At 70.2% G+C, this 24,849-nt stretch carries 18 protein-coding genes and 1 tRNA gene; 5 read left to right on the top strand and 14 right to left on the bottom strand.

What is annotated here, in order from left to right; genetic code table 11:
• Positions 1-8 precede the first annotated feature (8 nt).
• Positions 9-5,219: a LamG-like jellyroll fold domain-containing protein gene (locus ACTIF1_RS04325; RefSeq protein ID WP_439595146.1), complete on the top strand. Its 5,211-nt coding sequence runs from the start codon at positions 9-11 to the stop codon at positions 5,217-5,219.
• A 21-nt stretch (positions 5,220-5,240) separates the two neighbouring features.
• On the opposite strand, the gene ACTIF1_RS04320 is transcribed toward ACTIF1_RS04325, so the two are convergent.
• Complete coding sequence (locus tag ACTIF1_RS04320) at positions 5,241-6,857, bottom strand: GMC family oxidoreductase (protein ID WP_439595145.1); 1,617 nt, start codon at positions 6,855-6,857, stop codon at positions 5,241-5,243.
• Positions 6,854-7,312 carry a RidA family protein gene (locus tag ACTIF1_RS04315; RefSeq protein ID WP_439595144.1) on the bottom strand — a complete coding sequence of 153 codons (459 nt, stop codon included), beginning with the start codon at positions 7,310-7,312 and terminating at the stop codon, positions 6,854-6,856. Before ACTIF1_RS04315 ends, ACTIF1_RS04320 begins: the two co-directional genes overlap by 4 nt.
• Before the next feature lie 173 nt (positions 7,313-7,485).
• On the opposite strand from ACTIF1_RS04315, the gene ACTIF1_RS04310 reads away from it, so the two are divergent.
• A complete protein-coding gene (locus tag ACTIF1_RS04310; RefSeq protein WP_439595143.1) occupies positions 7,486-9,762 on the top strand; it encodes an HWE histidine kinase domain-containing protein in 2,277 nt (758 codons plus the stop codon).
• A gap of 6 nt (positions 9,763-9,768) precedes the next feature.
• Here the strand turns inward: ACTIF1_RS04310 and ACTIF1_RS04305 are convergent, their stop codons facing one another.
• From ACTIF1_RS04305 to ACTIF1_RS04295, 3 genes are all read right to left on the bottom strand, one after another.
• Positions 9,769-10,605 carry an inositol monophosphatase family protein gene (locus ACTIF1_RS04305; RefSeq protein WP_439595142.1) on the bottom strand — a complete coding sequence of 279 codons (837 nt, stop codon included), beginning with the start codon at positions 10,603-10,605 and terminating at the stop codon, positions 9,769-9,771.
• Between the two features lies 1 nt (position 10,606).
• On the bottom strand, positions 10,607-11,506 hold the full coding sequence (locus tag ACTIF1_RS04300; protein WP_439595141.1) for a diacylglycerol/lipid kinase family protein: 900 nt from the start codon (positions 11,504-11,506) through the stop codon (positions 10,607-10,609).
• A gap of 129 nt (positions 11,507-11,635) precedes the next feature.
• The gene (locus ACTIF1_RS04295; RefSeq protein ID WP_439595140.1) at positions 11,636-12,673 is read right to left on the bottom strand and encodes an Atu2307/SP_0267 family LLM class monooxygenase; all 1,038 of its coding nucleotides are present in this window, start codon (positions 12,671-12,673) and stop codon (positions 11,636-11,638) included.
• Between the two features lie 286 nt (positions 12,674-12,959).
• Here ACTIF1_RS04295 and ACTIF1_RS04290 point away from each other — a divergent pair, with 286 nt between their 5' ends.
• A complete protein-coding gene (locus ACTIF1_RS04290; RefSeq protein WP_439595139.1) occupies positions 12,960-13,928 on the top strand; it encodes a magnesium and cobalt transport protein CorA in 969 nt (322 codons plus the stop codon).
• 33 nt (positions 13,929-13,961) lie between these two features.
• Here ACTIF1_RS04290 and guaA read toward each other — a convergent pair whose 3' ends face one another.
• From guaA to ACTIF1_RS04270, 4 genes are all read right to left on the bottom strand, one after another.
• A complete protein-coding gene (guaA, locus tag ACTIF1_RS04285) occupies positions 13,962-15,557 on the bottom strand; it encodes a glutamine-hydrolyzing GMP synthase (protein WP_439595138.1) in 1,596 nt (531 codons plus the stop codon).
• An 81-nt stretch (positions 15,558-15,638) separates the two neighbouring features.
• Positions 15,639-16,247 carry a calcium-binding protein gene (locus tag ACTIF1_RS04280; protein ID WP_439595137.1) on the bottom strand — a complete coding sequence of 203 codons (609 nt, stop codon included), beginning with the start codon at positions 16,245-16,247 and terminating at the stop codon, positions 15,639-15,641.
• A gap of 104 nt (positions 16,248-16,351) precedes the next feature.
• Positions 16,352-16,927, bottom strand: coding sequence for a GNAT family N-acetyltransferase (locus ACTIF1_RS04275; protein WP_439595136.1), 576 nt, complete (start codon positions 16,925-16,927; stop codon positions 16,352-16,354).
• Positions 16,924-18,237: an RsmB/NOP family class I SAM-dependent RNA methyltransferase gene (locus ACTIF1_RS04270; RefSeq protein ID WP_439595135.1), complete on the bottom strand. Its 1,314-nt coding sequence runs from the start codon at positions 18,235-18,237 to the stop codon at positions 16,924-16,926. Before ACTIF1_RS04270 ends, ACTIF1_RS04275 begins: the two co-directional genes overlap by 4 nt.
• A gap of 347 nt (positions 18,238-18,584) precedes the next feature.
• Between ACTIF1_RS04270 and ACTIF1_RS04265 the strand changes: the two genes are divergently transcribed.
• Positions 18,585-19,088, top strand: coding sequence for a hypothetical protein (locus tag ACTIF1_RS04265; protein WP_439595134.1), 504 nt, complete (start codon positions 18,585-18,587; stop codon positions 19,086-19,088).
• A gap of 65 nt (positions 19,089-19,153) precedes the next feature.
• Here the strand turns inward: ACTIF1_RS04265 and guaB are convergent, their stop codons facing one another.
• From guaB to ACTIF1_RS04245, 4 genes are all read right to left on the bottom strand, one after another.
• Entirely contained in the window at positions 19,154-20,677 is a 1,524-nt protein-coding gene (guaB, locus tag ACTIF1_RS04260) for an IMP dehydrogenase (protein ID WP_439595133.1), read from the bottom strand.
• Between the two features lie 80 nt (positions 20,678-20,757).
• The gene (locus tag ACTIF1_RS04255; RefSeq protein ID WP_439595132.1) at positions 20,758-21,510 is read right to left on the bottom strand and encodes an RlmE family RNA methyltransferase; all 753 of its coding nucleotides are present in this window, start codon (positions 21,508-21,510) and stop codon (positions 20,758-20,760) included.
• A 59-nt stretch (positions 21,511-21,569) separates the two neighbouring features.
• A complete protein-coding gene (locus ACTIF1_RS04250; RefSeq protein WP_439595131.1) occupies positions 21,570-21,977 on the bottom strand; it encodes a hypothetical protein in 408 nt (135 codons plus the stop codon).
• Between the two features lie 83 nt (positions 21,978-22,060).
• Positions 22,061-23,179: a Ppx/GppA phosphatase family protein gene (locus ACTIF1_RS04245; RefSeq protein WP_439595130.1), complete on the bottom strand. Its 1,119-nt coding sequence runs from the start codon at positions 23,177-23,179 to the stop codon at positions 22,061-22,063.
• Between the two features lie 183 nt (positions 23,180-23,362).
• On the opposite strand from ACTIF1_RS04245, the gene ACTIF1_RS04240 reads away from it, so the two are divergent.
• Positions 23,363-23,436 (top strand) — tRNA-Gln (locus ACTIF1_RS04240).
• Between the two features lie 252 nt (positions 23,437-23,688).
• On the opposite strand, the gene ACTIF1_RS04235 is transcribed toward ACTIF1_RS04240, so the two are convergent.
• Positions 23,689-24,771 carry a tetratricopeptide repeat protein gene (locus tag ACTIF1_RS04235; RefSeq protein ID WP_439595129.1) on the bottom strand — a complete coding sequence of 361 codons (1,083 nt, stop codon included), beginning with the start codon at positions 24,769-24,771 and terminating at the stop codon, positions 23,689-23,691.
• Between the last annotated feature and the right edge of the window lie 78 nt (positions 24,772-24,849).

The raw sequence follows: 24,849 nt of genomic DNA, 5'->3' as shown, positions 1-24,849 counted from the left end.
TCTTCTGCATGTCCGACTTCGTGCAATTCGGTACGGCTTCCGGCCTCGGCCTGCCGCTCCTCGCCGGTGGCGATTCCGGTGTCCTGACCTTCTCCGCCTTCACGTTGGACCAGGCGCTGCTGCTGCTGCCCAATACCGGCGATGCCGATGGCACGCTGACCGAATGGACCCTGGCGCTCGATATCTTCGTGGCCGCGCCGACCAGCGGCTTCATGGCCCTGCTGCAGACCGACACCAGCAATGCCAGCGATGGCGAGTTCTTCATCCGCGCCGATAGCGCGGAGAGCGGCGGCCTCGGAATCTCCGGCAGTTACCAGGGCAGCTTCAGCTACGGCGAGTGGCACCGCGTGGTGGTCACGGCGGAGGCGACGCCGGATGGCATCGTGCTCGACAAGTATATCGACGGCGTCTCGGTCGGCAGCCAGACCCTGTCCGGCACGCGCTGGAACATCAGCGATGCCGGTGGCACGCTGCTGCTGGCCGATGAGGATGGCGAGACCAATGCCGGCGCGCTGTCCTCCGTCATGGTGGCGGAGCGTGCGCTGACGGCGGAGGAAGTGGCCTCGCTGGGCGGCGCCGATGCGGATGGCATCGCCGCCACGCCGGTCTCCGCCGGCGCCACGCAGTTCGATTTCGACGATGGTTTTGCGGCGAGCTATGGCGCGGGCACGCTGGCGGCGCCGGGCGATACGGACCCGCCGCCGGCGCCCCTGCTGCAGGTGGTGAACCGCATCAGCGACGTGATGAAGACGCCGGGCTCCACCGTCACCATCGACCTCTCCGAGGTCTTCAACCGCGACGACATCACCTTCACCATCGGCAATGACGACGCGACGGTGGTGACCGGCGCGGTGCTGGATGGCGAGGTGCTGACGCTCGACCTCGGCGCGCTCGGCCATGCGGACCTGCGCATCACCGCGACGGATTCGGAAGGCCATGTCGCGCAGGACAATTTCCGCGTCCGCGTCGCCGGCCCCAATGCCTATACCCTCGCCGTGCTGCCGGATACGCAGGACTACTCCGACGCCAATCTGAACAACGGCGCACCGCAGACCTTCATGAACATGACCAGCTGGCTGGTCGACAACAAGGACAGCCACGGCATCAAGTTCGTGGCGCATGTCGGCGACATCACGCAGAACAACCTGGTCAGCGAATGGCAGGTGGTGGATGCGGCGCTGTCGCAGCTCGACGGCATCATCCCCTATTCGGTGCTGCCGGGGAATCACGACCAGGGCCCGGGCGGCAGCGCCAGCGACCATACCAGCCTGCTCGACACCTATTTCTCGCCCGATCGCCAGGCGGCATCCAACCCCGGCACCTTCGGCGGCGTCTATGACCGCGAGCCGGATCGCGCGGTGAACAACTACAACACCTTTGCCGGCACCGACGGCACGAAGTGGCTGGTGCTGTCGATGGAATTCGGGCCGCGCGACGACGTGATCCGCTGGGCGAAGGAAGTGCTGGACGCGCATCTCGACCACCGCGTGATCATCGTCTCCCACGCGCTGACGGACTATGCCGGCCGCCACGACCCGGCCGGCGGGCCGCTCTACGACGAAGGCGCCGGCTACGACTACGGAATCGGCCGCGACCCCGAAGGCGCCAATGACGGCGAGACGGTCTATCGCGAGCTGCTGGCGAAGTATCCGAACATCACCTTCACCTTCTCCGGCCATATTTTCGGCGACGGCGCGGAGACCAATGTCAGCTACAGCCAGCACGGCAACGCCGTCATCGAAAGCCTGGTGAACTACCAGAACGGCATTGCCCGCGAGATCACCGGCAATGGCGACGAATCGCTGGGCGGCAAGGGCGGCAATGGCGCCATCCGCCTGGTGGTCATCGACCCCGACAACGACCGCATCTCCACCGAGACCTATTTCACGGAGTTCGACGACTACCTCGACGGCTACCGCACCAAGGAGGAGCTGGACCGCGACGGCCTGACCGGCCCGTATCGCGGCCATGAGGAGGTGTTCACGGACATCGATGTCGGCACGCCGGAACTGCGCGCCCAGGCCAAGGCGGGCGACGACCTTTTTGTTAGCGCGCCGAATGCACGCGGCGTGGCGAATGTCACGCTTGATGCCCGCGGCACGCTGGACCCGGCCAACAACGTCGTCTCCCATATCTGGTACGACGCCGAGGGCAACGCGATCGCGCGCGGCGAGCTGGCCGAGATTCAGCTCGGCGCCGGCCGCCACCATCTGACGCTGGCCGTGACCGACTCGGAAGGCCGTGTCACCACCGATGAGAAACTCATTCTTGTCGCCGGCCCGGGCAATCTGCTGACCGAGAATTTCAACGATGGCAGCCTCGCGGGCTGGGACCGCCCCGGCGCCTCCGCCACGCTGATCGAGACGGGCGCGCCGGAAAACTTCGGCATCGCGGCGCTGGCCGGTGGCGCCGAGAGCGTCGGCTTCATCCCGAAGCTGGCGCCGAACCAGGGCCTGCTGCTGCAGCCGAATCTGGGGCAGCCGGTCGGCACGCTGGTGCCCACCTGGTCGCTGATCATGGACATCCTGGTGCCCTCCGGCCAGGGCAACTGGACCGCGCTGGCCCAGCTCAACCCGAACAATGTGGATGACGGCGACCTGTTCATCCGCGTCGGCGGCAATGGCACCGGCGGCATCGGCATCGGCGGCAACTACCAGGGCAGCTTCGCCTACGACACCTGGCAGCGCGTCGGCTTCACCTTCACGCCGAATGGCGCGGATACGCTGCTGCTGACGAAGTACATCGACGGCGTGAAGGTGGGCGAGCAGACGGTTGCCGCCGCGCGCTTCAGCCTGGATGTCGGCGCCGGCCTCAGCCTGTTCACGGATGAGGATGGCGAGACCTCCAACCTCTACGTCTCCTCCGTGCTCGTCACCGAAAAGGTCTATACCGAGGCCGAGATGGCGACGCTCGGCGGCGCCAAGGCCGGCGGCATCGAGGCGACCGCGCCGACCGCGCTCTCGGCACAGTTTGACTTCAACGAGCCGACGCTGGCGCCGACCTATGGCCCCGCCACGCTGAGCTTCGGCCAGGCGGGCGAGACCGCCAGCAACTTCCTGGTGAAGGGCACCGTCTTCGCGCCCGGCACCGCGCAGGCTGGCGAAGCGGCGGCGGAAGGCCGCGTCTACGAAATGTCCGACAGCGAAGGCAATGTGCTGCTGTGGAAGGATGAGGCCGCGCTCGACTGGCACGACTACACCCTGGCCGCGACCATCCGCTCCACCGACAATGACGGCATCGGCCTGGTCTTCTACTGGCAGGACGCGGACAACCACTACCGCCTGGTGCTCGACGGCGAGACCAATACGCGCAGCCTGGTCCGCGTGGCCGAGGGCGTGGAGACGGCGCTGGCCACGGAGACCGGCGGCACGCGCTTCAACGTGGACCAGGAGCTTTCTGTCGCCATCAGCGATGGCCGCATCACGGCGATGCTGGATGGCAGGCTGCTGTTCGGCGGCGAGGTGGTGGATGCCACGCCGCTCACCGGCGGCACCATCGGCCTCTACTCCGACAACCAGCGCTCCGCGCAATTCGACAATGTCACGGTCGATGCCTATGCGCCGCCGCAGCCGGAGGCGCCGGTGGCGCCGCCGGAAGGCCCCGTGCTGGTCAGCGAGAACTTCTCCGGCGCCGCGATCCCCAGTGGCTGGGTGATCGTGGACGAGGGCGAGATGGGCGGCCTCGGCCCGGATGGAAAACAGTCCAACTGGGCGGTCGTCGACGGCAAGCTGGTGCAGCGCTCCGACCTGCAGTCGCGCCAGCTGGAATGGGACGGCGCCTCCAACCCCGACAAGTGGCTGAACGGCTGGTCGCCGCTGGGCGATGGCGTGAACGTGCTGCGCCTCGGCACCTATGCGCTGTACCAGGGCGCGGGTGCCTCAGAATGGACCGACTACGCCATCGAGGCCGATATCGTCACGCCGGACAATGACGGGCTCGGCTTCCTGATCCACTACAAGGACGCCCACAACTACTACAAGCTGGAGCTGGATGCGGACGGCACCTATGACCGCAACCCCAGCAACGGCGCCGGCCCGCTGGTCAACCTGATCCGCATGCGCGACGGCATCGAGGAGATCCTGGCCCAGGTGCCGCAGCGCTACACGCCGGGCGAGAGCTTCCATCTGCGCTTCGAGATCGTCGACCAGAAGATGCGCGCCTTCGTCAATGGCGAGGAGATCTTTGCCTATGCCGTCGAGGATCGCTCGCTGACGAAGGGCACGGTGGCGCTCTATTCCTGGGGCAATGCGGGGCTCGCCTTCGACGATGTGACGGTGACCTCGCTGGTCGATGCGCCGGAGGCGTTTGCCACGCCGGAATTCACCCTCGCCACGGGCAGCGCCACCACCACGCAGACGGCGGCGGCGCATGACGGGCGGCGCGACATGCTGGTCTATGAGGCGGCGGGCACCAACCAGGACGACATCCTGGTTGCCACCGGTGCCAATGACGTGGTGATCGGCCGCGGCGGCGATGACGTGCTGGATGGCGCGGGTGGCCATGACGCGCTGCTCGGCGGCGCCGACGCGGATACGCTGCGCGGCGGCGAGGGCAATGACACGCTGAACGGCAATGCCGGTGCCGACGAGATGGCGGGCGGCTTCGGCGACGACGTCTATCTTGTCGACAGCCTCGGCGACGCGGTGATGGAGGCGGCCGGGCAGGGGCGGGACCGCGTCAACGCCTCGGTCAGCGTCACGCTCTCCGACAATGTCGAGGATCTGCTGCTGACCGCCGCCGGCCTGACGGGCACCGGCAACGAGATGTCCAACCGCCTGATCGGCTCCGCCGGTGACGACGTGCTGCTCGGCCTGGCCGGCAACGACGTGCTGCAGGGCCTGGGAGGCAACGACACGTTGGAGGGTGGCGCCGGCCGCGATCGCCTGCAGGGCGGCGCGGGCGCCGATCTCTTCCGCTTCAGCCTCGCCGCCGAGGCCGCCGACCGGATCGAGGATTTCACCGCCGCCGACACGGTGCAGATCTCGGCCAGCGGCTTCGGCGGCGGGCTCGTCGCCGGCATGGATCTGGTTGCGGAGGGCCGCTACCTCGAGAACACGACCGGCCGGGCCGATGCCGCCTTCGGCCAGTTCGTCTTCGAGACCGATGCCAACCGCCTCTGGTGGGATGCCGACGGCACCGGCGCCGGCGCCCGTCAGATCGTGGCCGATTTCACCACCGCCACCGGCTGGGCCGGCAGCGAGATCGCCATCATCGCCTGAGGTGGCGCGGGGTGGTGGCCGTCAGGCCACCGCCCCCTTCACGAAATCCGCCGCCTTCTCCGCGATCATCAGCGTGGTCGCATAGGTATTGGCGGAAGGCATGGAGGGCATGATGGAGGCATCCACCACCCGCAGCCCGGCCAGCCCATGCACCAGCAGCCGGTCGCTGACCACGGCGTAGGGATCCGTCTCCGGCCCCATCCGCGCCGTGCCGATCAGGTGGTAGGTCGTGCTGCCGTTCTTCTTGGCGAAGTCCAGCAGCTCGTCATCCGATTGCGCGGCAGGGCCCGGCAGCGTCTCCCGTTCCAGGAAGCGGGAGAGCTGCGGCGTGTTCAGCATGCGCCGCACCAGCCGCATGCCCGCAAGGTGCACGCGGATATCCATGGGGTCCGAGAGGTAGTTCGGATTGATCTCCGGATCCTCGAAGACATTGGTGCTGCGCGCGCGCACCCAGCCGGTGCTTTCCGGCCGGTGCTGCCAGGACCCGGCGGTGACGCCCGGATAGTCGTCCAGGATATAGACCTTGCCCTCGGCATAGCTGCCGGGGGTGAAGACGCATTGCAGGTCCGGCTGGTCCAGCCCCTCGAAACTCTTCCAGAAGACATGGACGTGGGAGGGGGCGGTGGCGAGGATATTGGGCCTGCCCATCGCCCAGCGCGCAAGCTGCGCGCCGAGCTTCAGGCCGCGCCCCAGCTGGTTCAGCGTCTCCACCCCCGGCTTCGCCCGCATGACGAGGCGGGAGGCATAGTGGTCGCGGAAATTGGACCCGACGCCGCGCAGCTCATGCACCACCGGCACCCCGAGCCGGCCGAGCAGATCGGCCGGGCCGACGCCCGAGATCTGCAGCAGCCGCGCCGTATTGCAGGTGCCGGCGGAGAGGATGACCTCCTTCCGCGCCAGTACCCGCTTCGGGGTTTCGCCGGGGCCGTGCAGGTATTCGATGCCCGTGGCGCGCTTGCCCTCGAAGAGGATGCGGCTGGCCCGCGCATTGGTGCGCACCTCCAGGTTCTTCCGCGCCATGGCCGGGTGCAGGAAGGCGCGGGCGGCGGAGACGCGGCGGCCGTTGCGGATGGTGCGCTGGTAATAGCCGACGCCGGCCTGGTCGCCGGAGTTGTAGTCCTTCGCGCGGGGAATGCCGAGGCCGAGGCAGCCTTCGATGAAGGCCTCGGAGACCGGGTGGATCCAGTCCATGTCGGTGACGGGGATGCCGCCTTCGGTCTTGCCACGCGTCTCATCGGCGACGCCGATGCGATTCTCGCTGCGGCGGTAATAGGGCAGGCAATCGGCATAGCCCCAGCCGCGATTGCCGCGCTGCGCCCAGCTGTCGAGATCGGCCGGCTGGCCGCGATTGTAGATCATGCCGTTGACGGAGGAGCCGCCGCCCAGGGTGCGCCCCTGCGTCGTGCTGATCCGCCGGCCGCCCGTCATCGGGATGCCCTCGGTCTTGAACTGCCAGGTCACCCCGGGATCGGCCAGGGTCTTCACGAAGCCGGCGGGCAGGTGGATGAAGGGATTGCGGTCGGGTGGCCCGGCTTCCAGCACGCAGACGGTCACGCCGGGGTCGGCGGTCAGCCGGTTGGCCAGCACCGATCCCGCGGCGCCCGAGCCGACGATGACATAATCGAACGTGTCGGTCACTTGAGCAGCACCACCGCCTCGATCTCCACAGCAATGCCGCGCGGCAGGCTGGCCAGGCCGACCGCGGAACGGGCTGGGCGCCCGGCCTCGCCAAAGACCTCCACGAAAAGATCGGTGCAGCCATTGATGACCTCCGGCTGGTGGCCGAAGTCCGGCACGGCGCGGACCATGCCGAGCACCTTCAGGATGGTATCCACCCGGTCCAGCGAGCCCAGCGCATTGCGCATATTGGCCAGCAGGTTCACGCCGCAGAGCCGCGCCGCCGCATAGCCCTGCTGCACGTCAAGATCGGCGCCGACCAGCCCGGTGATGGAACTGCCATCCGCCCGCCGCGGCCCGACGCCCGAGAGGAACAGCAGCCCGCCGCCGATCCGCCAGGGCACGTAGTTACCCATGGGCTTGGGCGAGGGCGGCAGGTCCAGCCCCAGTTCGATGAGGCGCTGTTCGGCGGACATGGACGGCTCCGTGGCAGGGCGATGGCCCCATCCTGCCGGGCAGGGCGGCGCTGATCCATCCCCCCGCACGGATCCGGCGGCCCTGGCCTCACGGCTGTTTGAACTTCCTGAATGCACACGGCGCGGAGCGGTGCGTCATCTTCCGTCAGGGCTGGAGCGCGATCGTTCATGACATGCTGACGCGTCGAGATCGGGCGAACGGCCTTGCGGCGTCGCCCAGCCTGGCGACGCGACTGATGTGGCTGGCCGCCATCGGCTGGCCGCTGCTGGCCTTCGGCGCCTATGCCGGCGCGAGCTGGCGCGCCGCCTGGCAGGATTCGGAGGCGGAGCTGGCGCGCAGTGCGGAAGCCTCCTCGGAATTCGCGCAGCGCCTGCTGGATGGCCTGCTGCTCCACGCCGACCTGGCCCAGCTTCTGGTGGCCCATCTGCCGGATGCCGAGATCCGCGCGCAGGCGCCCGCCCTGGGCGCGGCGCTGCGGGAGGTGGTGACGCGCCGGCAGCCGCCGGGCCTTCTCCACTTGGCGGTGCAGGACGGTGCGGGGGCGCTGCTGGTGAGCGACGAGGCGCCGGTCCCGGCTGACGGGCCCTGGGGCCCGCCCGCTGCCGATCCGGCGGCGCCGGGGTCGCAATGGCTCGGCCGGGTCGGGCCGCCCGGGCCGGAAGGGCGGATCCTGGTCGCCCGGCGGCGGGTGCCGCAGGGCCTGGTGATTGCGGCCCTGGGGGGGCAGGCCGTCCAGGCGGGGCTGGACCGGCTGGCGCATGGCGGGATGGGTGAGGTGATCACCCTCTGGCACCAGGACGGCCAGGTGCTGGCGCGCTCCGGCAGCCGCACGGTGCCGGGCCACGCCCCCGGGGACCTCTCTGCCCGGCAGGCGGTGCCGGGCTGGCCCGCCTTCGTCACGGTGGAGCGGTCCCGGGCGGCGATCCTGGTGCAGTGGCGCGATGCGGCGCTGACCCATCTGGCCTATGGCAGCCCGGCGCTGCTGGCGCTGCTGCTGCTGTCGCTCGCCGCCCGGCGCCGGGGCCGGGCCCTGGCCCGCGCCAACCAGGCGCTGGCGCAGGGGATCGCGGCGGACAAGGCCTCCCATCTCCGCGCCGGCCGCCAGCAGGCGGAGCTGCTGGCCAGCATGCGGGAGGTGATCTACGCGCTGGATTCGGATTTCCGCTTCGCCTTCGTCAGCCGGCGCGCCCTGGAGGTCTGGCAGCGGCCCGAGGCGCAATTGCTCGGCCGCCCCTTCCTCGAGGTCTTCCCCCAGGCCACCCACAGCCTCGCCTTCCAGGTGCAGGCCGAAGCGATGGCGGAGCGGCGGGAGACGCATCTCTGCATCGTCTCCCCCGTCATCGGCCATTGGATCGAGGTGGATATCTACCCGCGCGAGGGCGGGGGCGTGATCGTGGCCTTCCGCGATATCGAGCAGCTTCGCGCGGCGCAGCGCCAGAAGGGGGCGGCGGAGCGGCGGCTGCGGCTGGCGACCGCCGCCGGCCGGCTCGGCACCTTCGTGCTGGACCTGCCGCGCGGCACCGTCACCCGCTCCGGCCGCGCCGTGCCGGAGGGGCCGGGGCTGCCGATCCGCGACCTGCCGCTGGAGGCCTGGATCCAGCGCGTGCATCCCGAGGACCGCGCGGCCGTGCAGCTTGCGGTGGCGGAAGTGGCGTCGGGGCAGCGGCAGGACTACCAGATCGAGTACCGGATCCGGCGCAGTGACGAACTGCCCTGGCAGGTCATCGAATCCCATGCCGTGGTCACCGACCGGGACCCGGTGAGCGGCCGCGCGCTGCTGCTGGTCGGCGTCTCCCGCGACGTGACGGAGGATCGCGCCGCCGAGGCCCGCCAGCGGCTGATGGCGCGGGAGGTGGACCATCGCGCCAAGAACGCGCTCGCCGTGGTGCAATCCGTGCTGCGGCTGACGCCGCGGCAGGATGCGGCCGCCTTCGCCCAGGCGGTGGAAGGGCGCGTGGCGGCCCTGGCGCGGGCGCATACGGCGCTGGCCGAGGCGCGCTGGCAGAGCGCCGCGTTGCGCGCGGTGGCGGAGGCGGAGCTTTCGGCCTTCCAGCCGTCGGGCGGCGCCGCCCGCGTCATCCTGGCGGGGCCGGAGCTGGCGCTGGCGCCGGAGGCGGTGCAGGCCCTGTCCATGACCCTGCACGAGCTGGCGACGAATGCCGCCAAGCACGGCGCCCTGTCCACGCCGGAGGGCAGGCTTCGCCTGTCCTGGTCGCTGGAGCCGGATCCCGAGAGGCTCGTGCTGGAATGGCGGGAGGAGGGAGGGCCCCGCCTGGCCGGTCCGCCGGCGCGGCGCGGCTTCGGCTCCCGCCTCGTGCGGACGACGGTGGAACACCAGCTCGGCGGCAGGGTGGAGCATGTCTGGGCGGAAGACGGGCTGGTCTGCCGGATCACGGTGCCGCTGGCGCGCATCCGGCCCCGCCGCGGGGTGACCTTGCCGCCGGACTGAAGGGGCCTACCAGCCGGCGCGGCGCATCGCCGCGATGGCGCCGGCCTGGCCCAGCAGCACGGGCTGCTTCCAGCGGCGCAGGTCGCGCCCGGCTGCGCCGGGGTCGAGAAAACCGGTAAAATCCCGCCAATCCGGCGCCCCGCCCACCAGCACCTGGCCACCCGCCGCAAGCACCAGCGGAATGCCGCCCGCCACGTCCCAGACATTCGGCGTCTGGAAGCGGGAGACGCCGAGCAGCCCGGCGGCGAGGAAGGCGCATTCCACGGCGGCGGAGCCGGTGCGGCGCAGGTCATAGGGCAGGCGGGCGGGATCCTCCGGCGCCCCGGTGCCGGCCAGCCGGCGGCGCACCTGCGGATTGGGCGTAAGCGCGAGCGGCACGGAATCGAACTGCAGCGGCCCACCCTGCCGCGCATGGTAGACGCCGGGGCGCAGCGCATGGCTGGTGGAGCACCAGACCGCGCCCACCACCGGCTGGCCACGCCAGAGCACGCCGATGGAAGCGGCGAACAGGGGAAAGCCGTTGACGAAGTTGGTGGTGCCGTCGATGGGGTCGATCGCCCAGACGATGTCATGACCGCGGCCGGGGCGTTCCTCGCTCTCCTCGCCCAGGATGTCGTGGCCGGCGAAGCGTTCGCCGACCAGGGCGCGGATCAGCTTCTCCACATCCTGGTCGACCTCGGAGACCGGGTCGCGATAGGTCTCAGCCTTCGCGCCGGGCTTGTAGCGCACCTGCAGAACCTGGCCGAGGGCGGCCGTGATTCGGGCGCCGGCGAGATCGGCCAGCGTCACCGCGCTGCGCTCCATCTCCGCGAGCAGGGTGGCGTCGGGGAAGGGCCTGGGCATCTCAGCCTCCCTGCGCGGCGGTCGGCAGCAGGATATGGACCGGCGGCCGGGTGAGGGTGAGGGTCATCTCCTGCGGCTCGGCTCCCAGGGTCTCGAAGTCATCATCCAGGCGCAGCACGGTGTCGCGCAGCCGCAGCGTCACCTCCCGCCCGCGGACATGCTCCAGGGGCAGGGGGCGCGGGATGCCGCCCTCCTCCTCGCTGCGGGCCATGGCGCGCAGCAGCGCCGCCCGCCCCTCGGGCCGCAGGAAGGCCACGTCCAGCAGCCCGTCACCGGGCTGCGCCAGGGCGGCGGGTTGCAGATTGGGGCCGATCAGCGGGCCGTTCATCACCTCCACCAGCAGCAGGTCACGCGGCAGCGCCACCCCGTCCACGCGCACCTCCCAGTCGCCCGGCTCCGCGCGGGCGATGAAGTCCGGGATCAGGCGCAGGCAGCGATGGTGGTTGGTCTCGCCCGGCAGGTCGTCGCGATCCGCGGCCTGGATGGCCGCCGCGATGGCGCCGGCGCCGAGACCCTCGACGATATCCGCCTCGCCCTCAGCCCGCCGCAGCCTGGCGATGTCCACCGGCTGGTCGCGCCCTTCCCGCAGCCCGGCCGCGATCGCCTCCGGGCTGCAGCCGGTGAGGCCGAGCGAGGTGGCGATATTGTTGGCGGTGCCGAGCGGCACGATGGCGAAGCGCGGCACCTCGCCGCGATAATCGCGCAGCGCGCCGGCCACCGTGCCATCGCCGCCGGCCACGACCAGCACATCCGCGGCGCGCAGATCGGCGGCCGCCAGCCTGGCCTGGCCCTGAGCGCGGTAGGTGACCGCGAAGCCGGCCTCGCGGAAGGCGGCCTGAAGGCGGGTGGCGGAGACATCGCCCGCACCGGCGGAGTCGTTGTGGAGCAGGAGGAGCTTCATGCGGCGGGGTCGGGTCCTGGAAGATGACCCGGCCGTAACGTCGCCCCGGCGCCTCCGGTTCGTCAGGGCCTTTTCCAGTCTTGGGGCGTCGCAAGGTGACTTGGAACCTGCCTTCGAACAATCAGCCCGTCACAGACCCAGCGTTGCGCGGACCCTTGGCCGCACCTCCCGCCCCAGCAGGTCGATGGAGCGCAGCATGCCCGGCTTGTCGCGTGCGGCGGAGCTCATCTGGAAGGTCAGGCGGTCGATGCCGCCGAGATCCTGGGACGAGGCCAGGACCTTGGCCGCGACCTCCGCCGGATCGCCCACCAGGAAGGCGCCGCGGGGGCTGACCAGCGCGTCGAACTGCGCCCGGGTCGCCGGCGGCCAGCCGCGCTCCCGGCCGATCTTGGTGAACATGGCCTGCCAGCCCGGGAAGAAGCGGTCGCGCGCCTCCTGTCCCGTCTCCGCCACGAAGCCGAAGGCATGCACGCCGACGCGCAGGCTCTCGGGCGCATGGCCAGCCTGCGCCCCGGCGCGACGATACAGATCGACCAGAGGCCGAAAACGGCCGATCTCGCCGCCGATGATGGCGATCATCAGCGGCAGGCCGAGCAGCCCGGCGCGGGCGAAGGATTCCGGCGTGCCGCCGACGCCGATCCAGATCGGCAGCCTCTCCTGCTGCGGCCGGGGAAACACGCCCTGGCCATCCAGCGGCGGGCGGAACTGGCCGGACCAGCGGATATGGCTCGCCTCCCGCAGCCCGAGCAGCAGCTCCAGCTTCTCCACGAAGAGCGCGTCGTAATCCTTCAGGTCGAGGCCGAAGAGGGGATAGGCCTCCACCGAGGAGCCGCGCCCCACCACCATCTCCGCCCGGCCGCGGGAGATCAGGTCCAGCGTGGCGAATTCCTGGAAGACACGGACGGGGTCGGCGGCGCTGAGCACCGTCACGGCGCTGGTCAGCCGGATGGAGTTCGTCCGGGCCGCGGCGGCGGCCAGGATCACGGCCGGGGCGCTGTCGAGGTAGTCCTCGCGGTGATGCTCGCCGATGCCGAAGACATCGAGCCCGGCGCGATCCGCCGTCTCCACCTCCTCCAGCAGGAAGGCCATGCGATCGGCATCGCTGCCCTCGACCTGGCCATTGGTGCCGGTGAGTTTCGCGGCGAAGCTGTCGATGCCGATGTCCAAGGGGAGATCTCCTAGATTTGGGCCCGGTGGTAGCACCGCCATCAGGAAGGGAAAAATGCCATCGGGGCCGCGCCATAGGCGAGCAGCACGGCTGCGCTGCGGTCCGAGGGGCGCTGGAACAGGCCGGCGCCAGGCCGCCCGCTGCGCCGATGCGCCAGAGGGAACCGGAGGCGCCCCGGGATGATTCACCTAAACTGGCTGCCGTCGTCCTGGCCGGGATCGTTCATGCCTGTCCAAGGTGATACGCGGCCTTCCCACCATCTCCCCTCCGACTTCGAGGTGCTCCATGACGGTCGTCGCCGCCTGTCTCTATCGCCACGGCAAGCGCGTCCGCGAGGTTTCGATCGACGAGAAGGTCGATTGCCCCGCCGACAAATCCGAATTCGTCTGGATCGGCATCTGCGACCCGACCGCCGATGAGATGCGAACCCTCAAGGAGCAGTATGATCTGCATCCGCTTGCGGTCGAGGATGCGGTCAAGGCCAACCAGCTGCCCAAGGTCGACGTCTATGGCGAGCAGCTGTTCGTCGTGGCGCGCACGGCGCAACTCGAGGGCGACAGGCTGGACTATGGCGAGACGGCCATCTTCGTCGGCCACAGCCATATCATCAGCGTGCGCCACGGATCGGCACGATCGCACAAGGCGCTGCGCGCGCAGCTTGAAGCTGCCCCCACGCTGCTGATCCAGGGCGTCGACTACGTCCTGCACGCCATCCTCGACTATATCGTCGATGGCTATCTGCCGATCGTCGAGCAGATCGAGGACACCGTCCTGACGATGGAGCGGCGGATCATCGATGCCTTTCTCGGCCGGGACGAGATCACCCGCATCTTCACGCTGCGCCGTCACCTCACGAAATTCCAACGGGTGCTGGGGCCGATGGCAGAGGTCGCCGGCAAGCTCGTCAGGCTCGACCTGCCCTGCATCGATGCGAATACGAAGCCCTATTTCAGCGATGTGCTCGATCACGTGCGGCGCGTGCAGGCGATGGTCGATGGCCTGCTCCAGGTCCTGACCTCGGTCTTCGAGTTCAGCAACCTGCTGGAGCAGCAACGCACCGGCGCCATCACCCGCCAGCTGGCGGCCTGGGCCGCCATCCTCGCCGTGCCCACCGCGATCGCCGGCATCTACGGCATGAACTTCGAGCACATGCCGGAGCTGAAGACCGAGTACGGCTACTTCGTCGTACTGGGGGTCATCGGGGTCGTCTGCACCGGGCTCTACCTGCGCTTCAAGCGGGTAGGATGGCTTTAGCGGGTCAGACCCGTTGGTTCTGACCCGTCATGTTCACTCCCACTCGATCGTCCCCGGCGGCTTGCTGGTGATGTCGTAGGTCACGCGGTTGATGCCGCGCACCTCGTTCACGATGCGGCCGGCGACGCGGGTGAGGAATTCCATCGTGAAGGGATAGACATCCGCCGTCATGCCATCCGTGCTGGTCACGGCGCGCAGCGCGCAGGCGCTGTCATAGGTGCGGCCATCGCCCATCACGCCCACCGTCCGCACCGGCAGCAGCACCGCGAAGGCCTGCCAGATGGCGTCATACAGGCCGGCCTTGCGGATCTCCTCCAGGTAGATGCTGTCGGCATGGCGCAGGATATCCGCCTTCTCCTTCGTCACCTCGCCGGGGATGCGGATGGCGAGGCCGGGACCGGGGAAGGGGTGACGGCCGACGATCGCCTCGGGGATGCCAAGTTCGCGGCCCAGCACCCGGACCTCGTCCTTGAACAGGTCGCGCAGCGGCTCCACCAGCTGCATGCGCATCCCCTCCGGCAGGCCGCCCACATTGTGGTGCGACTTGATGGTGACGCTCGGGCCGCCGGTGGCGGAGACGCTTTCGATGACGTCGGGGTAGAGCGTGCCCTGGGCCAGGAAATCGGCGCCGCCGATCTTCTGCTGCTCCTCCTCGAAGACCTCGATGAACAGCCGGCCGATGGTCTTGCGCTTGATCTCGGGGTCCGTGACGCCGGAGAGCTGGCCCAGGAACAGGTCGCTGGCATCGCGATGCACCAGCTTGATGTTGAAGCGGTCGCGGAAGGTGGCGACCACCTGTTCCGACTCATTGGCCCGCATCAGCCCGTGGTCGACATAGATGCAGGTCAGCTGGTCGCCGATCGCCTCATGCAGCAGCACCGCGGCGACGGAGGAATCGACCCCGCCCGAAAGCCCGCAGACCACGCGCCCCTTGCCGACCTGCGCGCGGATCTTCTCGATCATCTCCGCCCGGAAGGCGCCCATGGTCCAGTCGCCGGTGCAGCCACAGACGATGTGGGAGAAATTCTTCAGCAGGGCGGCGCCATGCGGCGTATGCACCACCTCCGGGTGGAACATCGTGCCGTAATACCGGCGTTCGTCATTGGCGATGACGGCGAAGGGCGCACCCTCGCTGGCCGCCACGACCCGGAACCCCTCGGGCAGGCGGGTGATGCGATCGCCGTGGCTCATCCAGACCTGCTCGCGCGCGCCCGGCGCCCAGACGCCCTGGGTGATGGCGCAATCGCCGGTCACGTCGATATGGGCGCGGCCGAATTCGCGCAGATGCCCGCCCTCCACCAGCCCGCCGAGCTGATGCGCCATGACCTGCTGGCCGTAGCAGATGCCGAGGATCGGCAGCCCCATCTCGAAGACCGCCTGCGGGGCGCGGGGGCTGCCCTCCTCCATCACGCTGGCCGGGCCGCCCGAGAGGATGATGCCCTTGGGCGCGAAGGCCGTGATGCGCGCCTCGGGCGCCGCATTGAAGGGCCAGACCTCGCAGTACACCCCGGATTCGCGCAGGCGGCGCGCGATGAGCTGCGTCACCTGGCTGCCGAAATCGAGGATCAGGATCCGGTCGTGATGCTGCGCGAGCGGGGCGGAAGCGGCATCGGGGGCGGCGTGTGTCATGGCGCCTAACAGCACAAGGGCGCCCGGCCGACAAGCCGTTTCGACGGGGGGCAGATACCTGCCCCCCGCAGTGCTGGGGCCTCAGCCGGGCAGGGTGATCTGCTCCATGCCGAAGAACTTCACCACCTCGCCATTGATGGTGATCTGGCCGTTGGCCGGGCCATTGAAGACGATGGCATTGCCGCTGATGGTGTAGCTGGCGCCGTCATACATCTGCAGCCCGGCCTGCAGCTGCTCCATGGTCACGCCCTGCAGCATGACGTTGTCGGCGCCGTTGCCGCCATGCAGCTCGTCATTTCCGTCGCCGGGCTGCCACCAGAAGGTGTCGCTGCCCTCGCCGCCGAACATCTTGTCGCCGTCGCCGGCGCCGCCGCGCAGATGGTCGTGGCCGTCGCCGCCATGCAGCTCATCCGTGCCGGCGCCGCCCACCAGCACATCGTTGCCGGCCTCGCCGAAGGCCTTGTCGTCGCCCGCCCCGGCATCGACGATGTCGTCGCCCGCCCCCGCATGCACCTCGTCCTGGCCGCCGCCGGAGACGATGGTGTCCTGCCCACCGCCGCCGAACACCTTGTCCATGCCGTCACCGGTGGTGATGGCATCGGCGCCCTCGGTGCCGAAGCGATCGGTGAAGCTGCCGCCGGCCACGCGGGCCAGCTCGGTCTCGGGGATCTTCTGGGTGGTGCCGGCCATCGGTGCCTCCTGCGGCGTGGTTTCGATGGCCTGACGTTACGAAAGCGGAGGGCGGCGCACCATGCGGGCGGTGCCTCTGGCCGGCATAGGCCGCGGCGATGGGCTCAGCCGTCCTCGCGCATCCGCCCCTCGGGCACCGGGGCGGTCGCCGCCAGCAGGGTGTCGATCGGGTCCCAGAACAGGGCGATCTGCTCCACCGCCTGGCCGGCCACCCGGATCGTCTCCCGCATCGCCATGCGGCCGCCGAGGTGGCGGTAAAAGAAGCGGCTGGGATTGGCCTCCAGCACCCAGGCCATGGCGGAATTGCAGCCGATGGCGCGCAGATGCGCCGCCATGGCCCGCATCAGGCGCCGGCCGCAGCCGCGCTCGCGGAAATCGTCCAGCACATAGAGGGTCTCCACCTCGCCCTCCGCCAGGCCCCGGCGCCGGGCGCGGCCGCCGGAGGCGAAGCCCACCACCTGCGGCGCCCCGGCCTCCGGCGGCGCTGTCGCGACGAAGACCGCATGGCCTTCCCGCCGGTCCAGGATGGCGCGCTGGTAGAAGCTGGCGAGCCGGATCTCGGAGAGCTCCGCCAGGTAGCCATCCCGCAGGATGCCGGCATAGGCGCTGCGCCAGGCCGCCACATGCACCGCCGCGATCCCCGCGGCATCGCCCGGCCGGGCGCGGCGGATGGAGATCATGAATTCTGTCTCTGCAGCACCGCGGCGAAGAAGCCATCGGTCCCATGGCTGCCGGGCGACAGCGCCATGTAGGGCTCGCTCCCCGGCGCCGGGGTGCCGGGCAGAAGGCCTTCCCACAGCGTGGCGAAGGGCATGGGCGCAAAATCCGCGTGGCGTTCCAGGAAGGCCGCCATCTGCATCTCGTCCTCCTCGGGCAGCAGCGAGCAGGTAGCGTAGACCAGCCTTCCGCCCGGACGCACCAATTCAGATGCATCGTCGAGGATGGAGGCCTGCTTCAGCACCAGCTCCGACAGGTCCCGCCCATTGGTGCGGATCCGCGCATCCGGGTTGCGCCGCCAGGTGCCGGTGCCGGTGCAGGGGGCATCCACCAGCACCCGGTCGAATTTGCGCGAATTTCGCTTGCGCCATTTGTCGCCGCTGGTGAGCAGGTGGCGCTCGGCATTGTTCACATCGGCGCGGCGCAGGCGGCGGCCGGCGCCTTCCAGACGGGCGGCGGAGGTATCGCAGGCGACGATATGGCCCTTGTTCGCCATGGTGGCGGCCAGCGCGAGGGTCTTGCCGGCGGCGCCGGCGCAGAAATCGGCCACGCGCATGCTGGGCCGCGCATCCGTCAGCAGGGCGACCAGCTGGCTGCCCTCGTCCTGCACCTCGATCAGCCCTTCCAGGAAGGCCTTGGTGGCGGAGACCGGGCGGCGATCGGCGATGCGCAGGCCCCAGGGGGAAAGGGGCGTGGGCGTGGCGGGGATGCCCTCCGCGGCGAGCGCCGCCAGGGCGGCCTCCCGCGAAACCTTCAGCAGATTGGCGCGCAGGTCGAGCGGCGCCGGCGCCTCCATCGCGGCCGCTTCCTCGGCCAGGCGGTCGCCGAAGCGGGTGGTCAGGCCCGGCATGGCCCAGTCCGGCAGGTTCAGCCGCGGCCCCTCCGGCATGCGCGGCAGCACCAGCGACCGGCCGGCAAGCTTGCCGAGCAGCGCGCGCTCCTCCTCCGCCAGCGGGGAGGCGGCGAAGCGCTCGCCGGAGAAATTCTGCTCCACCCCCTCCAGCGTCCAGCCCTCGGCCAGGATCAGATGCGCCGCCAGCAGCAGCCGCGCGGAGGGACTGGCGATGCCCAGTTCGGAAAAATGCCAGGCGAGCCGGAGCCGCTGGCGGATGGCGCCCCAGGCGCGTTCGGAGACATTGCGCCGGTCGGAGCCGCCGATGTAGCGGCGGGCGCGGAAGAAATCATTGGCGATGGCATCCGCCGGGCGGCGGGGGGAGGCTTCGACCGCGGCAAGCAGGTCGATGGCGGCGGACAGGCGGGCGGCGGGGGTCATGCGGGCATCCGGGCGGGTCGCGGCAGGGGCGGCCGAGGGGCGGGGGCGCGCCGAGAGCCGGCGGGCCAGGGGGCCGGGCGGCAAGCGGCCCCCGGCATCGGCGGCAGCATAGCGCCAATTCGCCCGGGCCGCAGCCCGGCACGAAGCTTCCGGAGTCTGAACGTCACCGGATGGTGATAGGTAAATTTTCGCTAAGATGGCGGAACCGCGGCGATGATGGCGGCGGTGAGGCATTGATCCGACATGATTTTTTCGTGCGCGGCGCAGCGGCGGGTGGGCCGGCGCGGTTACATGTCCTAGACTTGTCCGCAAGCCCGCATCCAGCGGGGAAGGGAGACCTGCCGACCATGCTCAAATCCGTTCTTGCCGCCGGGGCCGTTGCCATGCTCGTGGGTGGTGCCGCCCTGGCCCAGCAGAAGGGCGCGCCGCAGCAGGCGCAGCAGTTCCCGGACTGGCGCGCGCAGCCGCGCTACGCCACCATCAACCTGCGCGCCGGCTTCGAGCCGGACCCGCGGGAAGTTCCCGTGGAAGCTGGTGGCAACCGAGAGGCGACCGGCATCGGCCCGGAATGCGCGGGCTGGATCGACTTCTCCCGCCCCGACGTGGACCTGAACTACACCTCGGGCAATTTCCCGCTCTATATCTCCGTGGTCGCCAATACCGACACGACGCTGGTGATGAACGACTCCGCCGGCAACTGGATCTGCAACGACGACATGGATGGGGTGAACCCGGGCATCGTCATCCAGCGTCCGGCCAGCGGCAACTACAATATCTGGGTCGGCACCTTCGAGCGTGGCCAGCCGCAGCGCGCGACGCTGCGGATTTCCGAGATCCCGCCGAACCGCTGAGGCCTCCAAGCCCTCTCCCCCCGATGGGGGGAGAGGGTCGGGTGAGGGGGGGCATCCCCCGCCCGCTACCCCTCCAGGCGATAATTCGGCGCCTCGCGCGTCACCGCCACGTCGTGAACATGGCTCTCGCGCAGCCCCGCATTGGTGATGCGGCGGAACCTGGCCTTGGTCTGCAGGTCCGCGATGGTGGCGGAGCCCGTATAGCCCATGGCCGCGCGCAGGCCGCCGACCATCTGGTGGATCACGGTGCCGACCGGGCCCTTGTAGCCGACGCGGCCCTCGACGCCTTCCGGCACCAGCTTCAGCTTGTCGGCGACTTCCGCCTGGAAGTAGCGATCCGCCGAGCCGCGCGCCATGGCACCCAGCGAGCCCATGCCGCGATACGACTTGTACGACCGGCCCTGATACAGAAACACCTCGCCCGGCGCCTCGTCCGTGCCCGCGAAGACGCTGCCCATCATCACGCAATCGGCGCCCGCCGCGATGGCCTTGGCGACATCGCCGGAGGAGCGGATGCCGCCATCGGCAATCGCCGGCACGCCACGCTCCCGGCAGGCGGCGGCGCTTTCCATCACCGCCGTCAGCTGCGGCACGCCGACGCCGGCCACGATGCGCGTGGTGCAGATGGAGCCCGGCCCGATGCCGATCTTCACCGCATCCGCCCCGGCCTCGATCAGCGCCAGCGCGCCTTCCGGCGTCGCCACATTGCCGGCGATGATCTGCACGGAGTTCGACAGCTTCTTGATCCGCTCCACCGCGCGCAGCACGCCGCCCGAATGGCCATGCGCGGTATCCACCACGATCACGTCGATATCGGCCGCCACCAGCAGCCCGGCGCGATGAAAACCATCCTCGCCCACGCCGATGGCGGCGGCGGTGCGCAGCCGGCCCATGGCGTCCTTCACGGCGGAGGGATTGGCCTGCGCCTTGTCCATGTCCTTCACGGTGATGAGGCCAACGCAGCGATAGGCCTCGTCCACCACCAGCAGCTTCTCGATCCGGTGCTTGTGCAGCAGCTCCCGCGCCTTGTCCTTGGTGACATCGGCATCCGCCGTCACCAGGTTTTCGCGCGTCATCAGCTCATAGACCCTGAGGTTCGGGTCGGTGGCGAAGCGCACGTCGCGATTGGTGATGATGCCGACCAGGCGGCCCGATTCGCGTTCCACCACCGGCACGCCGCTGATGTGGTGGGTCTCCTGCAGCGCGCGGACCTCGGCCAGGGTCTGGTCAGGGTGGATGGTGAGCGGGTTCACCACCATGCCGGATTCGAACTTCTTCACCTGGCGCACCTGCGCCGCCTGGTCCTCGGGCGAGAGGTTCTTGTGGATCACGCCGATGCCGCCGGCCTGGGCCATGGCGATCGCCATGTTCCCCTCGGTCACCGTATCCATCGCCGCGGCGACCAGCGGGATATTGAGGGAAATCTCCCGCGTCAGCCTGGTGCGGGTTTCCGTCTCGCTCGGCAGCACGGTGGAATAGGCCGGGACGAGCAGCACGTCGTCGAAGGCATAGGCCTCCTCGAACCTGCCGCGGAAGGCGGCCTCCCGGTCGAGGGAGGTGGAGGGGGCATTCGTGTCTGGGGGCGCCATGGCGGGAACCTCTTTCGATCCGCAACCTTGGCGGCCCCGCCTACACCGGTTCCGGGTGCGGCGTCCATAGCAGGAAGATGTCAGCGCTGAGTCGCGTCTGGCGCATCCCTCGCCCCGCGATAGCCGGTCGCCACCACATAGAGCTCCGCGCTGTCCTTGCGGCTGGCGGGCGGCTTGGCATGGCGCACCGCAGCGAAGTCCCGCTTCAGCGTCGCCAGGAAGTCCTTTTCCGACCCGCCGGCCAGGACCTTGGCGACGAAGCCGCCGCCCGGCGCCAGCACGCGGCCGGCGAAATCCAGCGCGATCTCGGCCAGCGCCATGATGCGCAGGTGGTCGGTGGCGTTATGGCCGGTGGTGTTCGGCGCCATGTCGGACATCACCAGGTCCGCCGGCCCATCCAGCGCCGCCAGCACGCGCCGCTCCGCCTCCGCATCCTGGAAGTCACCCTGCATCAGGATGGCCCCCGCGATGGGGTCCACCGGCAGCAGGTCGATCCCCACCACGCGGCCGGCGCCGCGGGCAAGCGCCACCTGCGTCCAGCCACCGGGTGCGGCGCCAAGGTCGACGACCCTGGCGCCCGGCTTCAACAGATGAAACCTGTCGTCCATCTGCTCCAGCTTGAAGGCGGCGCGGGAGCGCAGGCCGCGGGCCTTGGCCTCCTTCACGAAGGGGTCGTTCAGCTGGCGCTCCAGCCAGCGCTGGCTGCCGATGGTGCGCCCCTTGGCGGTGCGCAGCCGGTCCGCCAGCTGGCGGGTATTGGAGGATTTGCCAGAGGGCGATTTGCCAGAGGGGGACTTGCCCGAGGGGGATTTGCCGGGGGGAGGTTTGGCCATGGCGAGGCTTTACGCCCTCCGCGCCCGATCCGGAAATCGCCGCGCGCGCCGCGACGGCCTCAGGCGCCGTCGCGCCAGCGCTTGATGAAGGCGCGGCCGATCCGCAGTTCCTTGGCGATGGCGCTGACGGAGCGGCCCTCGGCCAGCAGCGCCAGCACCTCCGGCTTGCGGTCTTCCGGCGTCTTGCCGGCGGCCGAGGCAGCTGCCGGTGGCGCTGCCGGCGCGGCGGCGCCCTCCGCCAGGGTCCAGTGGCCGGCATGGGCATAGACCAGGTGGGCCGGCAGGGGGCGACCGTTCAGCCGGCCGCCGCGGGCGACGAAATGGCCTTCCTCCTGGGTGATGTCCGGCGCCTCCAGCACGTCGCCCGCCGCGATCGCCAGCTTGTCCGCATCGCCCAGGGCGCTGCTATGGGTCTGGGGATCGGCCTTCAGAAAGGTGGCCCGCCTGGCAGTCAGAAGGTCCGGCATGAACATCCTCATCAAGTCCGGGGCGGGGGCTCCGCCACGCATCGGGTCATTCTGCGGCAGGATCGCCGCCGCGCCAGTCCCGATCAGCCGCAGCCCGGCCAGAATCGTCCCGGGCGGCGCTGCGCGGCGCGGTCCAGCCGCATCAGCCGCAGCAGGATGCCCTCCCGCAGCCCGCGATCGGCCACCGTCAGCCGCGGCACCGGCCAGACCTGGCGGATTGCGGCATAGACCGCGCAGCCCGGCAGCACGAAATCCACCCGGTCCGGCCCGACGCAGGGATGCGCCGCCAGCCCGTCCCGGCCCAGCGCGAAAAGATCGCCCAGCGCCTGATCGGCGTCGCAGGCCTCCAGCACCTGGCCATCCACCAGCAGCCGGCGATAGCGGGGCAGGGCCATGGCGACGCCGGCCAGCGTCGTGACGGTGCCGGAGGTACCCATCAGCCGCACCCCGCCGGCGCGGATTTCCTGGCCGATGCAGTGCACCGAATCGAAGCCGCGCAGCCGCGCCGCCACCTCCTCCACCACCGCATGGAAGCCGGCCTCGGTGAAGCAGGAGGGGCCGCAGCGTTCGGAGAGGGTGACGACGCCGACGGGGACGGAGATGGTGCCGATCAGCTCCGGCACCTGCCGGCCGGGCAGGATGCGGATCCAGGCGATTTCGGTGGAGCCGCCGCCGATATCGAAGAGCAGCGCGCGGCGGTCGCCCGACTCCAGCAGCGGGGCGCAGCTTTCCATCGCCAGCTCCGCCTCCTCCCGCGCCGAGATGATGCGCAGCCTGAGGCCGGTCTCGGCCTCGACGCGGGCGAGGAAGGCCGGGCCATTGCTGGCGCGGCGGCAGGCTTCGGTGGCCACCGCCTGCAGCGCCCGCACCGGTCGGCGGGCCAGCTTCTGGGCGCAGGCCTGCAGCGCGGTGAGCGCACGGTCCATGGCCTGGTCCGAGAGCCGCCCGGTGGCGCCAAGCCCTTCGCCGAGTCGGACGATGCGCGAAAAACTGTCGATCACCCGGAAGCCGCTGCCGCCCTGTGGCGTGCCGAGCAGCAGGCGGCAGTTGTTGGTGCCGAGGTCGAGCGCCGCATAGGCGCCGGAGGCCGGATTCGGCTGCCAGGCCGGCGCCGCGCCACAGGCCGACAGCCGTCCGCGGGCCTCGCCCAGGGGGGCGGGGCGCGGGGCCGTCTGGAGGTCAAGGGCGGCGTCTTCGGGCATGACTAGGTCTAGATGGGCCTTCCGCAGGGCAATCCGTAGCCCCCCCAAGCGGGGGCCGCCACGCATGATCCGGCGGGTGGCGGAGCGGGGCAAGGCATTTTGCAGGGGGGATGTTGCCTGCCCCCGGGACGCATGGTAGCACGCCGCTCCCGACGGTTGGGGCGCAAGCCCGGACCGGCCCGGTGGGGGATAGTTTAACGGTAGAACTCCCGACTCTGACTCGGGCAGTCTTGGTTCGAATCCAGGTCCCCCAGCCACAGCTTCCCTAGCGCATTGAAATCGCTATTCTGGGCCTGTACGCCCAGTCGCGCCGGGGCGTATCATTTCGGACCTCTGCCGGTGGGCCGCCCTTTCACCCTCCGTTCAGCTCGACGCCGCATTCGACAGGATCATCGCCCTGGGCGCACTAGTGCCTGGGCGGGGAGGGTACCATGCGCCCATGGTTCGCTGGGCGGAGGGGCGCCACGCGAGCAGGCGGAGTTGGGCGGTGAGGTTCCGGCGCGGCGGCCTCATGGATCGACGCCGAGCCGGCGCAACGCCATGATCGCCTGAGGGTAGTTGATGCGGGCCGACTGCCTGTACCAATGAACCGCGGCATCACGGTCGCGGGACAAGCCGCCGCGTCCCTCCTCGTGGAACTTGCCCATCTTGAACTGCGCGAACCAGTTGTCGCCCTCCGCGGCCAGACGATAGTGGCCTAGGGCCGCGGCATCGTCCCGCTCCAGGCCGCCGCGTCCCTCTTCGTAGAACCTGCCCAAGTTGTAGGAAGCGACGACGTCGCCACGCTTGGCGGCCAGGCGGTAATAACGCAGGGCGGCAGCGTCGTCCCGCGCAAGCCCGCCGAGCCCGTCCTCGTGAAAGTAGCCGACACTATTGATCGCGAAGAGATCGCCCCCCTCGGCGGCGAGGAGATAGAGCCGGAGCGCCTCCGCCTCGTCGTGCGACACGACCGTGGCGCCGGACACGACGAGGCCGTCCTGGTGGAGCATCGCGAGGTGAGACAGCGCCGGCGCGTATCCCCGCCCCGCGGCCAGGCGAACCAGGCGCGCCCCCTCGACCTGGTCGAATTCGGTGGAGTCAGCCCGGTAGAAGGGTCCCGCATAGGCTCCGAGATGGAGCAGGCCGAGGGCGAAGAGTGACTCCGGCGAGTCGTCCTGCGCGGCGCGGCGGAGCACCCGTAACGCCTCCGCCGAGCTCGGCGCGAGACCGGCTTCGCCCCTGAGCAGCATTTGGGCCAACCGCCGGGCCGCGGCGCCGTGGCCCAGGTCCGCGGCCTGGCGGTAGAGCGCGGCGGCCTCGGCGTTCCGGCTCGCGCGCTCGCGCAGGCGCGCCAGCTGGAAGGGCAGGCGCGCCACTTCGGGGGCTTCGCGCTGGGCCTGCTCGCAGGCCGGAGCGTCGGCAGGGTCAAGCGCCTCAAACGGCACGCCGGGCACGCCGGCGGGCCGGGTCGGATCGTGAGGCGCGGCCGCGGCGCGGTCGCAGGACACCAGACTCGGCATCGCTTCCGGTCCCGAGAGGTTCGCGGGTTGCGCCCACGCCGGGACGGCGCCGAGCGGCAAGACGGCTGCCAGGGCTAACACGGCACGCGGCATCGTGACGTTGCTTGGCCACTCTCGCAGTCCCGGAGCAAAACTCATCCGTCGTCTCCGCTCTCCCCGCCCCCTGTAGAC

It is taken from the genome of Falsiroseomonas sp. (assembly GCF_051860665.1).
Taxonomy (GTDB): Bacteria; Pseudomonadota; Alphaproteobacteria; order Acetobacterales; family Acetobacteraceae; genus Falsiroseomonas.
This window is presented reverse-complemented; position numbering and strand designations above follow the sequence as displayed.